The organism is Stenotrophomonas sp. MMGLT7, assembly GCF_021168555.1.
Classification (GTDB): Bacteria; Pseudomonadota; Gammaproteobacteria; order Xanthomonadales; family Xanthomonadaceae; genus MMGLT7.
The window spans coordinates 55,698-73,079 of the sequence record NZ_JAJOZS010000017.1; the positions used below are offsets into that span (position 1 = coordinate 55,698).

The following is a 17,382-nucleotide window of genomic DNA, read 5'->3' on the forward strand; positions in this document are numbered from 1 at the left end:
GACCCTGGCTGTTTTCGACCTTAGCAATTCCTTAACGAACGTGCAACAGCGTGTGACCGTTAGGGCGGCGCATTGGCCAAAGCACGACTTGGGTGTACACCAATCCCCGTTAAAAGGCATTTAAAATCAATAAGATAGATTGAGATTGGCGCTTTGGGTCATTGCGGTCGGGCAATTCGCACCCGCGCAGCTTGCGGGTAGCTTCACGGGTACCTTCACACAGCAGGAAAAAGTTACCCGCCATGCCGCTGACCGAGACCCTGATCCGCAAGACCCGTCCACTGACCAAGCCGCTCAAGCTGTCGGACGGGGGAGGACTGCATCTGCTAGTGAACGTGAATGGAGGGCGTTGGTGGCGCTTCCGCTACAGGATCGGCGGCAAGGAGAAGATGCTTTCGCTGGGCGTCTATCCGGACGTGCCTTTGAAGCTTGCACGCCAACGCCGGGATGATGCGCGTCGACTCGTCTCACAGGGCGTCGACCCCAGCATGGAGCGCAGGGCCCAGAAGGCATCAAGGCATCAAGGAGCGTCGTTCGAAGCCGTGGCCCGGGAATGGCATTGCCAGAAGTCCGCACGATGGAGCGCGGGATACGCTTCGTCCTTGTCGAAGTGGTTCGAGAAGGATGTTTTTCCCCTGATCGGTCAATTGCCTGTCGAGGAGGTCACTGCACAGCAGTTGCTGGCACTGCTCAGGGCCGTGGAAGCGCGTGCTGCCGTGAGCACGGCTCACCGTATCGGACAGCTTTGCGGCCAGGTGTTTCGCTATGCAATCGCCACTGGGCGAGCCAAGAGCGATCCTTCCAGAGATCTGCGCGGCGCCTTGCGCCCAGTCAGAGTGAGTCATCGCGCGGCGATCACCGAACCCGAGCGGGTTGGTGGGCTCTTGCGGGCCATCGACACCTATCCGGGGCAATTTGTTACCCGCTGTGCCTTGCAGCTGGCTTGCTTGTTGTTTGTGCGCCCCGGTGAGCTGCGCAAGGCAGAGTGGAAGGAGTTCGACTTCCTTCGTTCGCAATGGCGCATACCTGCGTGGCGGATGAAGATGAGGACTCAACACACGGTTCCTCTATCCCGACAGGCACTACAGGTGCTGATGGCCTTGCGACCGCTGACCGGAGATGGCAGGTACGTCTTCCCTTCCATCCGTAGCAGGCTGCGTCCGATGTCGGAAAGCACCCTCAATGCAGCACTGAGGCGGCTTGACTATGAAAAGGAAGACATGACGAGTCATGGCTTCCGTGCGATGGCATCGACTCTGCTGCACGAGCAAGGATGGTCTTCAGATGTGATCGAGCGGCAGCTTGCGCATATCGAGCGCAACAAGATCAAGGCCGCCTACAACCATGCGGGCTATCTCGGCGAGCGGAACAGGATGATGCAGGAATGGGCCGACTACCTTGATTGGCTTAGACGCGCTCAGAAGAATGCTGCTCCGTATACCGGGAGCGCCCTGCAGGCCATGTCTCCTCAAGCTGGATAGACCACGGGCTAAGGACATAACAAACCGGCGAAGGGGTTACAGAAAGCATCCTTTCGCTTGGGTAAGAGTGTGGGTAACACACCGACTCAGACAGAAAGAAGCTGCATAGATAGGCAACATGCGGTTGCTGCCCCCGCAACCGCATTCGCGCAGGAAGCAGGCAGCGACCCGACCAATCTTGACCGGATTGAGGTCACTGGATCTCGACTGAAGCGCGCTGAAGTCGAGGACGCAAATCCCGTAACCGTCATCGACCGCGTTCAGTTGGAGCGCAGTGGTGACCTGTCGGTCGCCGATTTCCTGCGTAATGCCGTGTACAACAGCTATGGCTCGACCGTACAGGAATCCGGCTCAAGCCTCGGCTCCAGCGCAACAATCAACTTGCGCGGCCTGGGCAGCGCATACACATTGGTGCTGATCGACGGTCGCAGGGTCACCAGTTCTCCGGGGCTGGATGGCGCCGCACAGAACATCAACTTCATTCCGACCGCTGCGGTGGAGCGCATCGAGGTTCTCCGCGAGGGCGCAGGCGCCGTCTACGGCTCGGACGCCATCGGTGGCGTGGTCAACATCATCCTGCGCAAGGATTATGAAGGTGGGCAAGTGAGTCTGGCCTACGACAACCCTGAATACGGGCGTGAAGGCCGCCAGGCCTCCGGTGTACTGGGCATCAGTTCGGATCGCGGCAACGTGACCGTGATCGTCGACCATCAGGAACGCGGCATCATGTACAATCGTGAAATCCGCGATAAGATCCCCGCCGACTGGTGGGCTGACGGCGCCAGTGTGTTTACGTCCTCGGCGAACTTCCTCAGTAGCACCGGCCGTGGCGTGCTGTCGTATCCAGACGCGGGCATTGTCGACCCGAACAACATCGAAGTGGCACCTGGCGTCTATCGCTTCGACCACGGCGTCACTTCGGCTTCCGAAGCCTCTCTTGAGCGCGATTCACTGATGGCCAACGGCCATTACCAGCTGACCAACGACATCGAGATGTTCTTCCGTGCCACCAGCGTGGAGACGAAGTCCTTCGGCGTCTACGCCTCTGCTCCGGTGGATACCTATCCAACGATAGCCGCGGACAACCCGTACAATCCCTTCGGCGAAGACGGCACGCTCTACTACCGCTTCACTCCGCTGGGCACTCGTGACACCACCGTCACTGATCGCCTGCGTGAAATCAACTTCGGCTTCCGCGGCAGCAACGATTGGCTGGGCGGCGCCGACTGGGAAGTGGCCGTTGGCCATGGTCGCGTGGTTAGCAACTCGATTGGCGAGAACTACGGCAACGGTGCCATCCTGCAGCAGTTGATCGATTCGGGGGAGTACAACCCCTTTGATCCGAACGATCCCAGCGTCACCGCCGCTGCCCCACTGGTCGGCCACACCGTGTTGATCAACGCCGAGCAACGTGAAGTCAGCGCCGACGGTCACATCAACTTCTACGACGTGTTCAGTTTGCCAGCTGGTTCCGTGCAGGTGGTGACCGGCTTCGAGTACCGCGACAGCCGCCTGGAAGTGAACTATGACGCACAGAGCGTAGCCGGCAACATCTTCGGCTCGGCTGGCGCCAATACTGGTGGTGAGCGCGCCTACAAGGCGGTCTACTTCGAGAGCCTGCTGCCGCTGCTAAGCAATCTTAACCTCACCGTTGCTGGTCGTTACGACGACTACAACGACTTCGGCAGCAAGTTCTCCCCGCATGTAGGTTTGGAATTCCGTCCGGTCGACTCGCTGCTGGTCCGCGGTTCGTGGGGCAAGGGCTTCCGTGCACCGACCCTGACCGACCTGTATGGCACGACTGCCACCAGCAACCTGGCGATCAGTGCCGATGCCTCGCTGAATCCAGCCTATCCGGGCGGTGACGAGGTGGCGGCTCAGGCTTTGGCGGAATACCAGGCACGGACCGGCGACACGTCCTACCAGCCGTATCCCGTCAATCCAACTAGCACCTCCGGCCAGTATCAGTTCCTGCTGGGCTCCAATCCCAATCTGGATGCAGAAGAATCCAAGAGCTGGGGCCTGGGCGTGGTGTGGAACCCGATCGATAGCCTGTCGCTGGCTTTGGACTACTTCGACGTCAAGCTCGACAACGTGATCACTACGTTGCCAGACGGCGTCATCATCCGCAACTATCCGGAACTGGTGACGCGCGGCCCGGACATCATCGCTCCGGACGGCACCGTTTTGCCGGGCGAGATCCGCAACATTGTCGCCACTACAGTCAATGCCGATACCCGACGCATCCGAGGCCTGGAGTTCGAAGCCGACTACACCGTCGACACAGACTACGGCCGGTTCCTGTCGCAATTAAGCTGGAGTCATCGCCTGGAGGACTCGCTGGTTCCGGCAGGCCTGGAGGAGTTGGAACGCAAGGGTGAGTTCGGTCGTCCGGAAGATCGCGGTGCGCTGACTGTCGGCTGGGGCAAGAGTGACTTCGACATCTCGGCTACGGCCAATTATATCGGCAGCAGTGGCGACTCCTCGGATCGGGACAACTACTTCCCGTCCTGGACCACCGTCGATCTGCAGTTGCAGTACAAGGCTCCGTGGAATGCCAAGATCACGCTGGGCGTGCGCAACATCGGCAATCGGTTCCCGCCTATTGTTTACGGCGTGGCCTTCCCGTTCTACGACTACACGCTGTACAACAGTAACGGGCGTACGCCGTACCTGCGCTACGAACAGAACTTCTGATTCCTGGAAGGACGTTTAGGCATCCAGCGGCCCGTACTCTGTACGGGCCGCTTTTTTTAGGTTCTTCACGGATTCCCGGGGAAGGCAGCCTTGATCTTGAGGAAGAAGTAGGCGCTATCGCGATAGCCGTAGGCCATACGCTTGATGACCTTGATCTTGTTATTGATGCCTTCGAGCCGGCCGGTATGCATGCGCCAGCGCACCCGGCTGAGGATGCCGCGCCAGTAGGGCCGCAGGCATTTGGCGAAGTGCATCAAGGCCGGGATCTCGCTCTCATAGGCGTGCCGCAGCCATTGCTTCCAAGCGTCCCGCCAAGCCCATGCCGTGGGTGCATTCCACAGGGCCTTGAGCTGCTCTTTCATCACGTGGACCGTCATCAGGCACTGGTTGGCTTCCAGCACCTCGGCCAGTCGGACCTGATCGGCGTCCTTCAGGTTCGCCGGGTTGCGTAGCAGCAGCCAGTGCGCGCGCTTGACCACCCGCCGGGCCGGCTTGTCATGGCGCAGTTGATTGGCCGCATCCACCCGTACCCGGCTGATCACTTCACGGCCGTACTTGGCGATGACGTGGAACAGGTCATATACCACTCGTGCGTTTGGACAGCACTCGCCCACTTCCCGGTCGAAGGCCGTGTTCATGTCCATGGCCACCGCCTGGATCCGGGCGCAACCGGCCGGCCCCAGGGACTGGAAGAACGGCCGGATGGCCTTGCGGCTACGGCCTTCGCCGATCCACAGCACCCGCAGGGTGTCGGCATCGAGCACCACCGTCGCGTAGCGATGCCCCTTGTAGAGCGCGAACTCGTCCATGATCAGCCGGGTTGGCTCAGCCGCGGGCAACGCTTCAAGCTGAGCCTGCAATCGTCGGGCATCAAGCAGGCGCACCGTGCTCCAGTGCAGTTCAAACAGTTTGGCCACGTGAGCAGTCGGCAGCTTCTGGCACATCCCCGACACCGCCTCGGCCAGCCGTCGGGTCAGGCGCGCGTGGCGCTCCAACCACGCCACCGGCTCCATTCGCGTCCCGCACTGCGGGCATAGGACCCGGCGCAGGGTCACCTGCAGGACGACCGGCTTGCCCAGTAGGGGGATATCGCGGATACGACGCTGAATCTGGTGGTCGCCCACTTGCAGGTCGGCCACACCAAAACCCTCCCAGAACGGGAGGAAGCATTTACCATCTGACATTGGAACGGTGGCTCTCGGTTGGGACGTTTGCTCGCACAAACATCTTCACCGATCCACCGTTCCTTCTGCGAGCGGTTCCACGAACTTCCGTGAAGAACCTTTTTTTATCATGGAGTTGTCCCCCAACAGGCCCCATTCCACAATGAACGGACAGTCCGATACCCACGCCGTCATTCATCCCCTTTATGCAGTCCCATTACTGCAAAGCCAGTTTCCCGATTCGGAACGAATGAATGCCGACTTGGCACGACTGTTCCTGCAATGGGAAGCCCAAGGCGATATCCATCGCGACAGCACGCTACGCGATACTCAGCATGGCATCTTCGAGAGCGACTTCTACCTACATCGACGCAAAGAGACACCAGTACGCATGCTGTTCGACTTCATCCATCAAACGCTGCTGAGCTTCATCCAGGGCATCAATCAGTATCCGCCCGAACAGATGTCCAACCTGGATTTCGACATGCATTCCTGGTTCCACGTAACCCGCAAGGGTGGTTTCCAATGTGCCCATAACCACCCCAACGCCAGTTGGTCGGCGATCTACTGCGTGACCCCAGGAGAGCCGGTATCGCCGCTCGGCGGCTCGGTCCGCTTCCATGACCCACGGACCGGTAGCGACATGTATCGCGACCCTGCCAATGACCATATGCAAATACCCTATCGGCTCGGCTCCTGGCAACTGAACCACAAGGCAGGGCAACTCATCGGTTTTCCCTCCTACCTCCTTCACGAAGTTCTCGCCTACGATGGCGAGCAGCCAAGGATCACTGTGGCCCTCAACGCGTGGACCCGCTGGAAGCGCTGAAGACGGTGCACTCCCCATGAAAGAAGCAGCCCAAGACACAAGCAAAATTCCGCGGGACGATCCGCATGCGTGGTCCAGCCTCTGGCGCGCCGGTGTCCTGCATTCATGCGGCAAAGCGTTTCAAGGCAATTATTCCGGGCCACTGCAAGCCTTCTGGCAACAGCGCTTCGATGCGCTCGGAGATGGCGACCGCATGGTCGACATCGGCACTGGCAACGGTGCGATCCCGCTGCTTGCCAGCCAGAATGCTCGCCGGCGTGGCATCGACTTGGACCTCCACGGCGTGGACATCGCCGACATCGACCCTCCCGCCTGCATATCCGGCGGCCAGGCGATGTATGCAGGCATCCGCTTCCATCCCAGAACCTCGGCACTATCGCTACCATTCGCCGACGCAAGCGTGCATCTGCTTACATCCCAGTACGCCTTGGAATACATGCCTCGCGCGCAAGCCATTCGTGAGGCGCTGCGGGTCATGGGATACGATGGAGCAGCAGCATTCGTACTGCACAGCGACGATTCGATCATTTCCGCTACGCTGTCGCCGCAGTTACGGGGATTGGATTGGCTGTTCGGACAAAGCGAGTTGCTTGCCCGCACACGGCAACTGATCGCCCATCACACTATGAAGTCCCAGCCCCCCTCTGCGGATGCAACGATACGCGCCGAATTCGAGTCCGCCATGCGAGAATTCATGAATGTGGTCCACGAGAATCCCTCGACGGACATTCTCAGGAAGGTCACCGGCCACCTGCGCAACATCCTGTCTTTGGAGCCGGCCGGCGCCATGGCCGCGCTGGATCGCACCGAACGCTCGCTTCGGGACGAACATGAGCGCCTGCGGCAACTCCAACGCGCCATTCTGACCCAGGAAGACTTCGACCAGTTGGCCGAAGTCTTCGCCTCCACCGGGCGCAGGGTGACGGTCACGCCCATCGACCATGTCCCTGGAACCTGCATGGGCAGGACGATGATGATCGAACGTGCCTGATCGTTCCAGCGACGCTCGCCGCCTGCACGCAGCCGCGGATTTCGCGGCGGCAGAGACGGCCTATCTCGACGCACTGGCGTCGCATCCCCAAGATACGGAACTGCAACACGACTATGCCGTATTGCTGATGCAGACGCGACGCGAGGAACAAGCCATCACATGGTTCGAGCGCACACTAGCCGTACGCGCATCCATCGACAGCAGCCTGGCACTTTTGCTGTGTCTGCGCGCCACGGGACGCATCGCACAGGCTAGGGTGATCGCGGCGACACTCGTGGAGCGGGTTCCCGGCCACGCCATGGCATGGCTACTCAAGGGGAGTCTGGACGTCATTGCAGGTGCGCACGCCGCCGCCGAGCCAGCATTGCGGCGTTGTGTCCAGTTGGACCCGCGCCTGGGAGAAGCTTGGCACTACCTTGGCGAAGCGCTGCAGGCACTGCAGCGCTGGCAAGAGGCCATCCAGGCCTATCGTGTGTCCATGCACTATCAGCCGGCGGAAATATTCAACATTGCCCTGTGCAGCGAACGTGCCGGCCTCTGGCATGAGGCGCTGGAAGGCTATCGCCGCATGCTGCGTATGTATCCTGACCGCGCCAACGTTATGGTAAGGCTGGCCCAGGCCGAGGCCATGTGCTGTCTGTTCGAGGAGGAAGCCGGGACCATGACGCGGCTACATCAGCGTCTGACATCATCTTCTTTCGCGTTAGCCGCCGATGATCATCCCGAGGCATTTCCTTTAGCCTACCTGCCGCTGGCCAACACCCTCAGAGCCGACCTGTTGCGACGCCATGCAGCGTCGATCGCCCAGCGGGCTAGCAACCACGCATCACGCCGTGCGGCCCGCCGTAGCTGTTCAGCGGCACTAAGGAGACTTCGCATCGGCTATCTATCGGCCGATTTCGGGGAGCATCCAGTCGGCGAACTCATCCAGGGCGTCTTTGCCGCACACGATCGCGCGATCGTGGAGGTATACGGGTACTCCCTGCGCAGTCATGAAGGTGATATCTCTCGCCGGATTCGCGACGGCATGGACCACTTCCGCAACCTGGAAAGCATGCCGAGCACAGGGATCGCCGATCTCATCCGGCACGATGCACCGAATGTTCTGATCGACTTGGGGGGGTATACCCAAGGTGCCCGTCCTGAGGTACTGGCACTGCGCCCCGCGCCGATCCAGTTGGGCTGGCTTGGCTTCATCCATGGACACCAAGCCCCGTGGCTGGACGGCCTGCTGCTCGACGAATGGATGCAGCCGGCCTCCGCACCCTGGCCTTACGAGGACAGGGTGCTGCACTTGTCCACGACCGTGTTCCCCGGTTGTCCGCAATCGCCCGGACGCATGGATCGCAAGCGCTTCGGCCTTCCCAAGGACGTTCCCCTGCTGGCCAGTTTCAATACCAGCTACAAGCTGGACGAAGAACTGATGCGCGCATGGGTCTCGATCCTGCAACAGACCCCATCCGCATGGCTGCTGATCTGCGTTCCCGAATACGCTCGCGTGGGCTTCCTCCATAACTGGCGCCGCTTCGGCGGTCCCGAACACCTACTCTTCGGCGACAAGCTTCCCCGCGCAGAGCAAGCCGATCGCGCTGCAAGTTGCGACCTGTTCTTGGATGCCTTCCGCTATCAGGTCGGAGCGACCGCCGTTTCTTCGCTCGCGGCAGGGCTGCCTATTCTAACCCGGACTGGCGACACGCCTCTGTCCCGTTCCGGCACCAGCCTGAACTGCTATCTAGGGATGCACGAACTGGTCTGCGCCGACACTGCCAGCTACGTAGCCAAAGCCATACAACTGGCGACGAAGCCAGGCGCGCTATCTGCATTGCGCCTGCGCCTAGACCGAGCATTGGCGCGAACGGATCTCTTTAATCCACGCCGTAGCGCTGCCGATGTCGAAGCCATCTGCCAACGCCTCACTCGGACGCCATGAATCCAGATTCTGCTCACCCCGGAATCAACGTAGCAATCACATGCTCCACATACGCCTCGAAGTCCTCACGAGCCTGCTTCGGTTGCTGCAGCTGCAGCGACAACTGCAGGAAGCCGACATAGGCGGCGTAGGCCAGCCGGGCGCGGTGCCGGGCGTCGGTCGAGCTGAGGCCGGCCTGGCGGAATGAGGCAACCAGATAGTCCAGGCGGCTCTGGGAAACGCGGTCGATGACCGGACGAACCGTGGGATGGTCCAAGGCCTTGAGCAGTTCGCTGTACACGATGTGCGGCTTGACCTCGTGGGCGACCAGCTGGAACAGCGCGCGCAGCCTGGCGGTCGGGTCGGCCACGTCCTCCAGGCTGCCGAACACCTGCTCCTGCTCGAACTGCTCCCAGCGCTCCAGGGCGGCCTGCAGCAGGGCGTCTCGCGAAGGGAAGTGCCAATAGAAACTGCCCTTGGTCACCCCTAGTCGCCTGGCCAGCGGCTCCACGGCAACGGCTCCCACACCCTGCTCGGCGATCAGGTCCAGAGCCGCCTGCGCCCAGTCATCGGCGCTCAGGCGGTGGTTTCGTGCCGATGCTGAATTGCGTTTCTGTGCGGGTGCAGATGTGGTTTCTTCGTTCATCGCAGGATTTAACCATACGCCAGCGTCGGTTGCAGTATGCCCATGTCTGCCAATGCTTCACTGCACCATACTGCCCAGTATTGACATGGATCAAGACAGGTCCATACCATGTGGTATGGTCAAGTCTTCCTCCATCGAAACAGGCACGACATCGAGCAGTGCCGATGCGCAGGAAATGCATCTGGCAGTGACGACACGGGGAGCAGCAGTGCGCGGCACCGTGCTGCTGGCGCATGGTTTTGGCCAGACTCGCCATGCGTGGAAGGAAACCTCGGCCGCGCTGGCCGCCGCCGGCTACCGCACGCTCGCCTACGATGCGCGCGGACACGGCGACTCGAGCCGCAATCCCGCCGACGTCGCCTACGACGGCCAGCAGTTCACCGACGACCTGATCGTCCTGGCCGGCGAGCTGCCCTCCCCGCCCGTACTGGTCGCCGCGTCGATGGGCGGCTTGTTCGGGCTGCTGGCCGAGTCGCGCTGGCCCGGGCTGTTCGCCGCGATGGTGCTGGTCGACATCACGCCACGCTGGGATACGCGCGGGGTCGAGCGGATCCTCCGGTTCATGACCGCGCATCCGCAGGGCTTCGATTCGCTGCAACACGCCGCCGATGCGATCTCCGCCTACCTGCCGCATCGTCCGCGCAAGTCGGCGGACGGGCTCGGCGCGTTGCTGCACGAGGACGCCGATGGGCGCTGGCAGTGGCACTGGGACCCTCGCCTGGTCGACGAACTTGCACGCGACAGCGAACGCCACCAGGACACCCTCGCCCAGGCCGCACGCCAGGTCGGCTGCCCCGTCCTGCTGGTCAGCGGTGGCCGCAGCACGCTCGTCACGCCGCAGACGGTCGCCGAATTCCTGCAGTTGGTCCCGCATGCTACCCACGTCGAGCTATCGGATGCCACGCACATGGTCGCCGGCGACGACAACAACGCATTTACCGCAACTGTGTTGAACTACCTGGACGCACTGCCCACGGCGCTCGCCCGCGCAACGTCCGCCGTTACCGAGCACGTCACCGGAGCACATCCATGAGCATCGTCGTTCCCTTCCTTGCCGTCCTGCTGGCGGGCGGCTTCGCCGCCTACCACCGCCTGCGGCTCGCCCTGTGGGTCGCCATCAGCGCCACATTGCTGGTCGCCTGCTGGCTGCTGGGCGCCAACGCCATCGCCTCGATCGTCGCTGCGGTCATCGTCGCCGTGATCGCGGTGCCGGTGCTGTTGCCGGCCATCCGCAAGCCGCTGCTGACCGCGCCGCTGATCAAGGTGTTCCGCAAGGTGCTGCCGCCACTGTCGCAGACCGAGCGCATCGCGCTGGAGACCGGCTCGGTGGGCTTCGAGGGCGAGCTGTTCACCGGCGATCCGGACTGGCACAAGCTGCTGAACTATCCCAAGCCGCAGCTGACCGCCGAGGAACAGGCGTTCCTCGATGGCCCGGTCGAGGAACTGTGCGGCATGGTCAACGAGTGGGAGATCAACCACGTCCATGCAGACCTGCCGCCGGAACTGTGGGAGTTCATCAAGAAGAACCGGTTCTTCGGCATGATCATCCCCAGGGAATACGGCGGCCTGGGCTTCTCGGCACTGGCGCACCACAAGGTGATCCAGAAGATCGCCTCTATCTCCAGCGTGGTCAGCTCCACCGTAGGCGTGCCCAATTCGCTCGGCCCGGGCGAATTGCTGGTGCACTACGGCACCCAGGAACAGAAGGACTACTACCTGCCGCGCCTGGCCGCTGGCGAGGAAGTCCCGTGCTTCGGCCTGACCGGCCCGTTCGCCGGTTCCGATGCCACCTCGATCCCCGACTACGGCATCGTCTGCAAGGGCGAGTGGAGCGGCGCGCAGGTGCTGGGCGTCAAGCTCACCTTCGACAAGCGCTACATCACCCTGGCGCCGGTGGCGACGATCATCGGCCTGGCGTTCCGCATGTACGACCCGGACGGCCTGCTCGGCGATACCCGCGACATCGGCATCACCCTGGCGCTGCTGCCGCGCGAGACCGAGGGCGTGGAGGTCGGACGCCGCCACTTCCCGCTGAACTCGCCGTTCCAGAACGGCCCGGTGCGCGGCAAGGAGGTCTTCATCCCGTTGAGCCAGCTGGTGGGCGGCCCGGACTGGGCCGGCAAGGGCTGGAACATGCTCAACGAGTGCCTGGCCGTGGGTCGCTCGATCACCCTGCCGTCCACCGCCAGCGGCGGCGCCAAGGCCGGCGCGGTCGTCACCGGCGCCTATGCGCGCATCCGCAAGCAGTTCGGCCTGTCGGTCGGCCGTTTCGAGGGCGTGGAAGAAGCGCTGGCACGCATCGGCGGCAAGGCCTACGCGATCAGCGCGCTGTCGCAGGCCACCGCCGCCGCGGTGGACCGCGGCGACGTGCCGTCGGTGCCATCGGCGATCGCCAAGTACCACTGCACGACGATGGGCCGCGAGGTCGTCAGCGACATGATGGACGTGGTCGGCGGCAAGGGCATCATCCTCGGCCCGCGCAACTTCGCCGGCCGCGCCTGGCAGGCCTCGCCGATCGGCATCACCGTCGAGGGCGCCAACATCATGACCCGCAGCCTGCTGATCTTCGGCCAGGGCGCGATCCTGTGCCATCCATGGGTGATGAAGGAGATGAAGGCGGCGCAGGATACGGATGCGCAGCGCGGACTCGACGAGTTCGACCGCAGCCTGTTCGGGCACATCCGCTTCGGCATCTCCAATGCGGTGCGCTCGTTCTGGTTCGGCATCACCGGTGCGCGCATCGGCTCGGCGCCCGGCGACGCCTACACCCGCCGCTACTTCCGCAAGCTGGACCGCTACTCGGCCAACCTGGCGCTGATGGCCGACGTGTCGATGCTGATGCTCGGCGGCAAGCTCAAGTTCAAGGAATCGCTGTCCGGCCGCCTGGGCGACGTGCTCAGCCACATCTACATGGCCAGCGCGATGCTCAAGCGCTACCACGACGAGGGCGCGCCGGTCGCCGACCAGCCGCTGCTGGCGTGGGCCTTCCACGACAGCGTGCACAAGATCGAGCTGGCCCTGTCGGCGGCGCTGCGCAACTTCCCGGTGCGTCCGGTCGGCTGGCTGATGTGGGCGCTGATCTTCCCGCTGGGCCGTCGTGCCGAGGCTCCCGGCGACCGTCTGGGGCATCGCGTCGCGGCGCTGCTGATGACGCCCAACGAGGCGCGCGACCACCTCGCCGAGGGCGTGTTCCTGACGCCCTGCGAGACCAACCCGGGCGGCCGCATCGCCAGCTACCTGGGCAAGGCGGTGATGGCCGAGCCGGTGGAGCGCAAGTTCCTCAAGGCGCTCAAGAGCAAGGGCATCGAGGCACTGGACTTCCCCTCGCAGCTGGACGAGGCGGTGCGCGAAGGCGTGATCAGCGCAGAGGAACGCAAGCTGCTGGAGGAACTGCGCGAGATCACGCTGGACACCATCAGCGTCGACGATTTCGACAGCGACGAACTTCGCGCCGCCAGCTACTTCGACCGCAAGCGTTCCGATGCCTCCCGCGAGGCGGCATAGGCGGCACCGGCGCGACATGCATGGCCACTCGGACGGCGGGCTCAGGCCCGCCGTCTGCATGTACGGACAAGGTCATCCTCGGATCGGCCGGTGCCCGTGCGCCGCCCTGCCGAGGTGGCCAGGCTCCTGGGTGGGCCGGCCATCGTCGCCGCCCCGGATAGGCAAGGCAGGCGCGGAGGATGAGAGCGTCGGCACCCACGGCGCGCAAATCGGATCGCGCCGCACCGGTGCAGCGTCCATGACTGCAGGCTCGCGGCACCGGTGGGACTAGGACGAAGACCGCAACGCAACCGCCGCCAACGCAACCAGTGCCGGCAATGCCTGCACGTAGAAGATGCGCCGGTTGACGCTCCATGCGCCGTAGATGCCGGCCACGACGACACAGGCCAGGAAGAACGTAACGACCGGCCACTGTCCGCTTGCCAGTCCCCACAGCAGTCCGACTGCAAGAAAGCCGTTGTACAGCCCCTGGTTGGCCGCGAGCACGCGGGTGAGCTCGGCCTTTTCGGCGGTGTTGCGAAACGTCTTCAGGCCCAGCGGACGCGTCCACAGGAACATTTCCAGCACCAGGAAGTACGCGTGCAACAGCGCCACCACCAGCACCAGCGAGATCGCGAGAACGGTCATCGAGGCCTTCCGTCAAGAAAGCCGCCAGCTTGTCACAGAATCCCGGCGTCGAGCAGCCGGAGCGTGCCCGTGCCTGCCGGGAGCCAGCTGGAAAAAGGAACGCATCCCGCGGCGGCGCCAGAACCGGCATGCGCGCCGCGCCCGGCGATCCGATGACGCCCGTCGACGCCGGCTGGGCCGCCTCGGCCTGTTCGCACCTCGGTTCATGCCAGGGACTCATGCGGCCCTGCCATCGGCAACGGGCTCCTGCCCCTTTTCGGGCAGGTTGCGCTGGGTCTGGATGACCCGCCAGGCGCCGAAGGTCATGCCCGCGGCCACGCCGACGCCGGCCAGGAACACCAGGTGCGAGCCGAGCGCGGTCAGCAGCTTGTGCACCCAGACGAAGGTCAGGTCGCCACCGCGGTAGACCACGGTGTCGATCACCGCCTTGGCCTTGTAGCGCGACTCGCGGTCGACCCGGGTGTAGAGCGTCTCGCGCGCCGGCTTGGCCAGCGAGAACTCGCCCGCGCGGGTCATCACCTGCACCACCGCCACCAGCAGCGGGAACGGCGAGGCGGCCAGCAGCGAGAAACCGATCAGGATCGCCAGCGCCGGCAGTAGCAACAGCGGGGCGATACCGAAACGGCGCAGCAGCCAGCGCGTCAGGAACAGCTGCACGACGATGGCCAGTCCGTTCACCGCCAGGTCGATATTGGCGTAATAGGCGGTGCGCGCCTCGTCCTCGACGAAGAAGCGCCGGGCGATGGCCGCCTGCTCGTTGTACAGCAGCGTGCCGACGCCGACGCCGAAGAACATCAGCACCGCCAGCGCCCGCAGCAGCGGATCGCTCCATACCAGCCGCAGGCCGGCCAGCACGGTGCCGCCCATCGCCTGCTCGCCGTCGGGTTGCAGCTGCCTCTGCTCGCGGCGCAGCGCGAACCTGCGCAGCTTGAGAATGCACAGCAGGCACACGCCCAGGAAGCAGGCCGAGACCAGCAACAGGTTGCCCACGCCCACCCGCTCGGCCAGCAGGCGGGTGATCAACGGCCCGGTCAACGCGCCGATGGTGCCGCCGGCGCCGATGTAGCCGTAGACCTGCTTGGCGGTGTCGTTGTCGAACACGTCGGCCATGTAGCTCCAGAACACCGACACGGCAAACAGGTTGAACACCGCCACCCAGATGAAGAACACCGCGCCACGCCCGGGCGTGTCGTGGTCGAACATCCAGTAGAAGGCCAGCAGGCAGGCGATGAAGGCCAGGTACACCACCGGCAGGAACACCCGCCGCGGGAAACGCGACACCAGTGCGCCATACAACGGCTGCAACAGCACCATGCACACGAAGGTGCCGGTGAACAGCACCTGCAGGGTGAAGTCGCCCAGCGAGATGCCGGTGCGGCCGGCCCATTGCACCAGGGCCGCGGGGAACACCGCCAGCACGTCGCTGGAGGCACCCATCGCGTCGCGTACCGGACGCAGCACGTAGTAGCCGGTCAGCAGGCAGAAGAAGTACAGCAGCGACCACCACAGTGCCGGCGAATCCACGCCGAGCGCGGAGAACGTGTGCCGGAATCCGCCGGCCTTGCCGCCGCGGGAAGAAGGTGCGTTCATCGAGATCCAAGTCCGCCAACGGGCCAAACAGGGCGGCTTGTCCTGCCGTCTCGCGCGCAAGGTATCCGATGCATTGCAACATCGCCAGCATTTCCGCGCGGCGCGCACCTGGCTGCCGACGGCAGTCCGCTGCTCCGATCCACGCGCGTACTCACGCCTCCTGTGCAGCGAGAGCGCGACCCTACTCGCGAGCGACTGGCCGATGCCGCGGCCACGGCGGTCCACCTCGGCAGGAAGTGCCGGCACACGGCAAATACGGCCGAACGGCAAACGGCCGCCCCCCGCCCCGACGCGCAGACGCGATCCCGGAACACCCTTCACACGCATTCACGAAATCAATGATTTCTCTTGTTTATCAACAAGATGCCCATTCATCTTGTTCTTGTTTGTGCAATCCGGAAATGCGGCGCTAGAATCGGGTCAAGGCGGTGTCATCAGGGCATGAATCCATGAAGCAGAACAACGGGCGTCGGCGCTTCCCATCGGTTGCGTCTGGGTTGCTGGGGGCACTGCTTCCCCTGGCGATGTCCTCCACCGCGCAGACACCGGCGCCGGACACGCAGACGCTCGCGTATTCCCCGTCACGGGCGGTGTCGCCGGCACAGCCGCAGCTGTATCGCACTTCGCTGGGCACGTCGCGGACCAAGCCGCTGCCGGAAGACTTCAACGTCGCCGCCTTCGAGTCGATGGCCGAGCAACTGACCTACGGCGAACGCGTACCGGGCCTGGCCCTGGCGATCGTGCAGAACGGCCGCATCCTCAGCGCCAAGGGCTACGGCGTCACCGACGTCAACCGCCCGCAGCCGGTGGACTCGCATACGGTGTTCCGCCTGGCATCGCTGTCCAAGGCCTTCGCCGGCACCATGGCCGGGCTGCTGGTCAACGACGGCACCCTGCGCTGGGACAGCAAGGTCACCGACTTCGTCCCCAGCTTCAAGCTCGCCAATCCGGCCGCTACCGAGCGGCTCACCGTCGCCGACCTGGTGAGCCAGCGCGTGGGCGTGCCGTCCAACGCATATGACCGCGACGTCGAAGCCAACGTCGACTACTACACCCTGACCCAGAAGCTCGCCTCGGCGCCGCTGAAGTGCCAGCCGGGGCAGTGCTACTCCTACCAGAACGTTGCCTTCAGCGTGATCGGCGACGTGGTGTTCGCCGCCTCCGGCAGCTTCTACGAGCAGGCGGTCGAGCGCCGCATCCTCAAGCCGCTGGGCATGAACGACGCCAGCCTCGGGCTGGCCGGCATCCAGGCCAGCCCGAGCTGGGCGCGCCCGCATGTGCGCAGCCGCAACGGCTGGGTCTCGCTCACCCCCAAGCCGACCTACTACCGTCTCGCGCCGGCGGCCGGCGTCAATGCCAGCATCAACGACATGGCGCAGTGGCTGATCGCGCAGACCGGACACCGTCCCGACGTGCTGCCGGCGCCGCTGCTCGCCACCCTGCACGCACCGCTGATTTCCACGCCGGGCGAGATGCGCGGCGGATGGCGCCGCCAGCGCGTGGATTCGGCCGGCTACGCGATCGGCTGGCGCGTGTTCGACTATGCCAGGCACGAGGTGGTGTTCCATGCCGGTGCGGTCCAGGGATACCGCGGACTGATCGCACTGGTGCCGGAAAGCGACCTGGGCATCGCCATCCTCTGGAACGGCGAAAGCAGCCTGCCTTCCGGCCTGCTGCCGACCATCCTCGATCGCGCGCTCGGCCTGCCCACGCAGCGCTGGCTGGACGTGGATACCGATTTCGGCAGCGAGAACCTGATGGCCGAGCGCCCCGCGCCGGGCGAGAGCAAGGGCGCCTCTTCCAGCAAGGCGGTGGCTTCGCCACGCTGACCCGCATACGACACGCCCGATACCAAGAAGGACGGCCCCGGGGCCGTCCTTCTTTCGTATCGGCATGGCCTGGACGAGCGCCGGCACCGCCGACCCGACACCCATAAAAAAGCTCC

The 17,382-nt window shown here is 63.9% G+C and carries 12 protein-coding genes; 8 read left to right on the forward strand and 4 right to left on the reverse strand.

All coding sequences use genetic code 11. The features are described from left to right. The first annotated feature begins 242 nt into the window (after positions 1 to 242). Complete coding sequence (locus LRX76_RS16770) at positions 243 to 1,481, forward strand: integrase arm-type DNA-binding domain-containing protein (RefSeq protein ID WP_231806775.1); 1,239 nt, start codon at positions 243 to 245, stop codon at positions 1,479 to 1,481. 57 nt (positions 1,482 to 1,538) lie between these two features. Then, positions 1,539 to 4,178: a TonB-dependent receptor gene (locus LRX76_RS16775; protein WP_231806776.1), complete on the forward strand. Its 2,640-nt coding sequence runs from the start codon at positions 1,539 to 1,541 to the stop codon at positions 4,176 to 4,178. A gap of 65 nt (positions 4,179 to 4,243) precedes the next feature. On the opposite strand, the gene LRX76_RS16780 is transcribed toward LRX76_RS16775, so the two are convergent. Continuing rightward, positions 4,244 to 5,317, reverse strand: a complete 1,074-nt coding sequence (locus LRX76_RS16780) for an ISL3 family transposase (RefSeq protein WP_231806777.1) — start codon at positions 5,315 to 5,317, stop codon at positions 4,244 to 4,246. 187 nt (positions 5,318 to 5,504) lie between these two features. On the opposite strand from LRX76_RS16780, the gene LRX76_RS16785 reads away from it, so the two are divergent. Genes LRX76_RS16785 through LRX76_RS16795 form a run of 3 tightly spaced genes read left to right on the forward strand, consistent with a single transcriptional unit; the run spans position 5,505 to position 9,091 of the window. Next, positions 5,505 to 6,170, forward strand: coding sequence for a putative 2OG-Fe(II) oxygenase (locus LRX76_RS16785; protein WP_231806778.1), 666 nt, complete (start codon positions 5,505 to 5,507; stop codon positions 6,168 to 6,170). A 16-nt stretch (positions 6,171 to 6,186) separates the two neighbouring features. Further along, positions 6,187 to 7,161, forward strand: a complete 975-nt coding sequence (locus LRX76_RS16790) for a class I SAM-dependent methyltransferase (RefSeq protein ID WP_231806779.1) — start codon at positions 6,187 to 6,189, stop codon at positions 7,159 to 7,161. Further along, entirely contained in the window at positions 7,154 to 9,091 is a 1,938-nt protein-coding gene (locus LRX76_RS16795) for a glycosyltransferase family 41 protein (RefSeq protein WP_231806780.1), read from the forward strand. The genes LRX76_RS16790 and LRX76_RS16795 overlap by 8 nt, the downstream gene beginning before the upstream one ends. A gap of 13 nt (positions 9,092 to 9,104) precedes the next feature. On the opposite strand, the gene LRX76_RS16800 is transcribed toward LRX76_RS16795, so the two are convergent. Then, complete coding sequence (locus tag LRX76_RS16800) at positions 9,105 to 9,716, reverse strand: TetR/AcrR family transcriptional regulator (RefSeq protein WP_231806781.1); 612 nt, start codon at positions 9,714 to 9,716, stop codon at positions 9,105 to 9,107. 175 nt (positions 9,717 to 9,891) lie between these two features. Here LRX76_RS16800 and LRX76_RS16805 point away from each other — a divergent pair, with 175 nt between their 5' ends. Continuing rightward, a complete protein-coding gene (locus tag LRX76_RS16805) occupies positions 9,892 to 10,749 on the forward strand; it encodes an alpha/beta fold hydrolase (RefSeq protein ID WP_231806807.1) in 858 nt (285 codons plus the stop codon). After that, positions 10,746 to 13,220 (forward strand): acyl-CoA dehydrogenase, encoded by a 2,475-nt coding sequence (locus LRX76_RS16810; RefSeq protein ID WP_231806782.1) that lies wholly within the window; start codon positions 10,746 to 10,748, stop codon positions 13,218 to 13,220. The genes LRX76_RS16805 and LRX76_RS16810 overlap by 4 nt, the downstream gene beginning before the upstream one ends. 267 nt (positions 13,221 to 13,487) lie before the next feature. Here the strand turns inward: LRX76_RS16810 and LRX76_RS16815 are convergent, their stop codons facing one another. Together LRX76_RS16815 and LRX76_RS16820 are read right to left on the reverse strand one after the other, a co-directional pair. Further along, complete coding sequence (locus LRX76_RS16815; protein WP_231806783.1) at positions 13,488 to 13,847, reverse strand: DUF1304 domain-containing protein; 360 nt, start codon at positions 13,845 to 13,847, stop codon at positions 13,488 to 13,490. A gap of 216 nt (positions 13,848 to 14,063) precedes the next feature. Continuing rightward, positions 14,064 to 15,437 carry an MFS transporter gene (locus LRX76_RS16820; RefSeq protein WP_231806784.1) on the reverse strand — a complete coding sequence of 458 codons (1,374 nt, stop codon included), beginning with the start codon at positions 15,435 to 15,437 and terminating at the stop codon, positions 14,064 to 14,066. A gap of 449 nt (positions 15,438 to 15,886) precedes the next feature. Between LRX76_RS16820 and LRX76_RS16825 the strand changes: the two genes are divergently transcribed. Continuing rightward, entirely contained in the window at positions 15,887 to 17,266 is a 1,380-nt protein-coding gene (locus LRX76_RS16825) for a serine hydrolase domain-containing protein (RefSeq protein WP_231806785.1), read from the forward strand. Positions 17,267 to 17,382 lie beyond the last annotated feature (116 nt).